Below are 4,035 nucleotides of genomic sequence, written 5' to 3'. Positions count from 1 at the left end.
ACGAGGAGCTCGGCCGGCTGCGGGCCGAAGTCGACGACCTTGACGACGGGGCGGAGCGGATCCGAACCGGTGAGCCTGACGGTGGCCGGCCCGAGGTTGCCGTGGACGGTTCCGGTGGCATGGGTGTACTGCATCGTCGCGGCGAGCTGGTCCGCGATGCTCAGCACAATGCCCGCCCACTGATCGTCTGAAAGACCGCCGGGACGCTCGTACTGGTCGATGCTCGGGCCGGTCACTGCCTCGCCGACCGCCCACGGGAGGCGATGGCCGTCTCGCTCGACGACGCCGGCGTCGTAGACGCGGGCGATGCCCGGATGGTCGAGGTCGGCGGCGGTCGCGATGCTGAGTTCGAGCAGCCGGATCGCTGCCGGGTCGTCGACCAGCTCGTCGCGCAGCAGCGTGAACGTGACGTCCCGGTCGAGCTGGCTGTCGTGCGCCGCCCAGACGTGGGCGAAGGGGGTGCTCCGCAGCTTCGAGCCGTAGCTGTAGCGGCGATCGAGGCCGGGATCGGAGAGGGCGTCTGGGGTGGTCGCGGTGCTCATGAGCGCATCAGGTGTCGAGCTGGGCGTAGACGACGAAGTTCTGCTGGGAGCTCGTGCCCCCGTTGTATTGGAAGCAGGTGACGAGCACGAGGCGTCCGGGGACGATCTTCCACAGCTCGCTCTGCTGCTGCACGGTCACCTTCTCGTAGAGCTCGGTGTCGGTGATCGTGTAGGTGTAGTCGCCCTCCGGCGTGCCGACGATGATCTGCTCACCAGGGTGCACGGTGGTGGTGCTCTGCGGGATGTCGAGCAGAGGGCTGAAGACGGCCGAGCATCGGCCCCGGCAGGTGTGACCGGCGATGTAGACGGTGTTGGTCGCTGCTGGGCCGGCGACCCCGTAGTTGCTGAGCCAGTATGCGGAGGCCGGGGTCGGCGGGTCCACCGTGGAACCGGGCCTGGCCGACATCCGTCCCACCACGGCGTCCAGGCCGACGGCGGGGATGCGCAGGTGGAGCGGCTGCCCGGCGATCGGCGGTGTCACGGCCTTCTGCGAGACGGGCTGACCGGGCGCCGGCTCGGGCGGGACGGTGGCGGGGATGCCCGCCGCCGGCGGTGGCCCCGGCAGCTGAACGATCGCGTGACCGCCGGTGATCAGGGGGATGCCGAAGACGGCGAGCGCCGCCGCCGCGGCGAGCGCCAGAACCGTGTAGATCCAGATGCCCACCGACGATCTCCGGCGAGACGCCGCATGACGAGGCGCGGTGCCCGAGACCTGGCTCGGTACATAGCTGCTCCGTCTGCCCGTGAAGAGGGTCATCCGGCCTCCCGCGCATAGTCGTTGGCCTGCGTGCGCACCCGGTCCACGTAGTCGTCGTCGTGGTTGTAGGCCAGGACGGCCAAAGTCCATCCGTCCGGCGTCGTGAGCTGACCGCCGGCCGCGCACAGGTACTGCGCGGCGGTGAGCGCGGCATCGTCGATCTGGTTGGGATCGGCCTTGCCGTCGCCGTTGCCGTCGACACCGCTCGTCGCCCAGGACGAGGGAAGGAACTGCAGCGGTCCGACCGCCCGATCCCATTTCTTGTCTCCGTCCCAGGCTCCGTCATCCGTGTCGGGGGCGGCGGCGTAGGCGGTGCCGTCGAGGGCAGGGCCGATGATGCTGCCGACGAGCTGTCCGGAGGGACCGATGTGGGCGCCGTCGTGGGTTCCGTTGCCGGACTCGATCATTCCGATGGCGGCGATCGTGTTCCAGGAGACCCCGCAGGACGGATTCGCCGTCGCGGTCACCACCGCCGCCGCGGCATAGGCCTGCAGCACCCGCGGCGGGATCCCGGTCGCCGTCGCCGTCGCGACGAGCCAGGTCCCCGAGACCACACCATCCGTCTTCGAGGCGAGGGACGAGGCCGAAGAAGCGGACGCGGCCTCCGCGCCGTCCCCGGTTGCGTCCGCCTCGGGGTCACCGGGCAGGGCGACGACGCCGGCGGACTGCGCCGCGGTGAGGGTCGCCACGTCCGCCGGAGCGGGCTTCGGCATGTTGCCCAGCCAGCCGACCGCCCCGACGATGACGAAGGCGGCGACGGCGATCCCGAAAACGTTGCGGAACCCCATCGGCTACCCGAACCGTCCGTTGACATAATCGCTCGTGCGCTCGTCCTGGGGGTTGCCGAACATCGCGTCGGTGTCCCCGTATTCGACGATCACCCCTGGCGTGTTCTGGGCGGCGAGGAAGAAAGCACACTGACTGGAGACCCGGGCCGCCTGCTGCATGTTGTGGGTCACGATCACGACGGTGACCTGTCCACGAAGATCGGCGATGGTCTCCTCGACGCGGCGGGTGGAGGTGGGGTCGAGCGCGGAGCACGGCTCGTCCATGAGGAGCACCCGGGGTGAGACCGCGAGCGACCTGGCGATGCAGAGCCGCTGCTGCTGGCCGCCGGACAGGCCGCCGCCCGGTTGGTCGAGACGATCCTTGACCTCCTCCCAGAGCGAGGCCTTGCGCAGGGAGTCCTCCACGAGGAGGTCCTTCTGCTGTCGGGTGGCTCGCACTCCGGCCAGCTTGAGCCCGGAGATGACGTTGTCATAGATGCTCATCGCGGGGAACGGGTTGGGCTTCTGGAACACCATGCCGATCTGTCGGCGTGCCTTGGTGACCCGCTCGTTCGCGTCGTAGATGTCCCGGCCGTCGAGCCGCACCTCTCCGAACAGCGAGGCCGTGGGGATCATCTCGTGCATCCGGTTGAGGATGCGCAGGAAGGTCGACTTGCCACACCCGGATGGCCCGATGAGCGAGGTCACCTCCCCCGCCGCCATCGTCAGCGACACCCGGTCGAGGACCTTGTGATCGCCGAACCAGGCGGAGATGTTGTCGGCGACGAGCTCGGCCGCGCTCGTGTCGCCGAACAGCTCGAATCGGGTCGTATCGCGATCGAGCTGCAGGGTGGGCGCGAGGGTGGCCGGCTGCTCCGCGACGACGATGGGCGCGATCCTGGTCGGTGCCGTATCGTCCTCGCTGTCGCCCGGCTCGGCGTCGGGCTCGACCAGCCCGATCGATTCGAGAACGTCCTCGGGTTCCTCCTGGCCGTCTGGCGCATCCGTCTCGGACGCACCGCTCCTCAGGCGGTCGGTGAGCGACCGCGAGGCCTTGGAGAGCAGGGAGGGAAGCTTCATACGTGATACTTTCTTTCGTTCGGGTCAGAGCAGGTTGGGGAGCACGATCTGGTTGACGCAGGTCGCGCACAGCAGGAACACCACGCCGATGACCGGGGCGGAGACGATCCAGGTCTGCCATCTCCCCCAGCGTCGCCAGAGCCAGGTCGCGGCCAGCACGGCGGCGACCAGCAGCTCGAGCAGCAGCACGAGGGCGAAGGCGTTGGTCGGGTCGGTACCCATCGCCGCCTCGGACGGGGGAATGGCCGCGGTGAGCTGGGCCGGGCGATCGAAGGCGTCGGTGACGAGCTTGGCGTCGACCCGCAACACCTCGGTGGGCATGTACGGGAGGCCGGCGGCGGTCGTCAGGATGAGCCGCCCCTCACGACCGGTCGGCGGAGGGGGCGAGATCTGCCCGGGATGCCGCTGGTCGAGCACCTGATAGGTGCACGAGCCCTCCCCCATCTGCATGGTGAACTCCTGGCCGGTACGGAGTGCCGCCCAGGCCGCGCCGACCGCACCGTAGGAGCCGGAACGGGCCATCAGCACGCTGGTGCCCACCTGGCAGGGAAGCGAGGTGTTGCGCTGGTGGCCGATGCCCTGCATGGTCTGGCTGCCGGCACTTCCCTCCACCACGACCTCGCGACCGATGCCGATGACGGGAGCCGTCATGACCGCCACGGGGGTGCCGAGGACAACGGGATTGCCCTTCACATCCAGAGGGCCCACCGGAGTCGACCCCTCCGCGAGGGAAAGCCTCAGCTGGTTGTAGAGGTTCTTCTGGCCCGCGTAGTGCTGTATCGGCGAGACCACGACGAGTGCGACGATCAGCGCGATGATCGTCGCCGAGACGATCCCGAGGGTCATCGAGAGCGCCCGCTGGAAGGGGGGAGCATCCACCTTCGCCTGC

Annotated in this window: 4 protein-coding genes and 1 pseudogene; all 5 read right to left on the bottom strand. The window is 69.2% G+C overall.

Features of this window, described 5'->3' with window-relative positions; genetic code table 11:
* A pseudogene (locus VGC18_RS08985) lies at positions 1 to 542 on the bottom strand (hypothetical protein); the annotation flags it as partial.
* 7 nt (positions 543 to 549) lie between these two features.
* Positions 550 to 1,206: a class F sortase gene (locus VGC18_RS08980; RefSeq protein WP_331096445.1), complete on the bottom strand. Its 657-nt coding sequence runs from the start codon at positions 1,204 to 1,206 to the stop codon at positions 550 to 552.
* An 89-nt stretch (positions 1,207 to 1,295) separates the two neighbouring features.
* Complete coding sequence (locus tag VGC18_RS08975; RefSeq protein ID WP_331096443.1) at positions 1,296 to 2,087, bottom strand: lytic transglycosylase domain-containing protein; 792 nt, start codon at positions 2,085 to 2,087, stop codon at positions 1,296 to 1,298.
* A 3-nt stretch (positions 2,088 to 2,090) separates the two neighbouring features.
* Positions 2,091 to 2,882 (bottom strand): phosphate ABC transporter ATP-binding protein, encoded by a 792-nt coding sequence (locus VGC18_RS08970; RefSeq protein ID WP_414672871.1) that lies wholly within the window; start codon positions 2,880 to 2,882, stop codon positions 2,091 to 2,093.
* Between the two features lie 288 nt (positions 2,883 to 3,170).
* Positions 3,171 to 4,035 (bottom strand): hypothetical protein (locus tag VGC18_RS08965; protein WP_331096441.1); only part of this gene is annotated, 865 nt, incomplete at its 5' end.

Origin of the sequence: Lacisediminihabitans sp. (assembly GCF_036404185.1) — a bacterium.
Taxonomy (GTDB): Bacteria; Actinomycetota; Actinomycetes; order Actinomycetales; family Microbacteriaceae; genus Lacisediminihabitans.
This window is presented reverse-complemented; position numbering and strand designations above follow the sequence as displayed.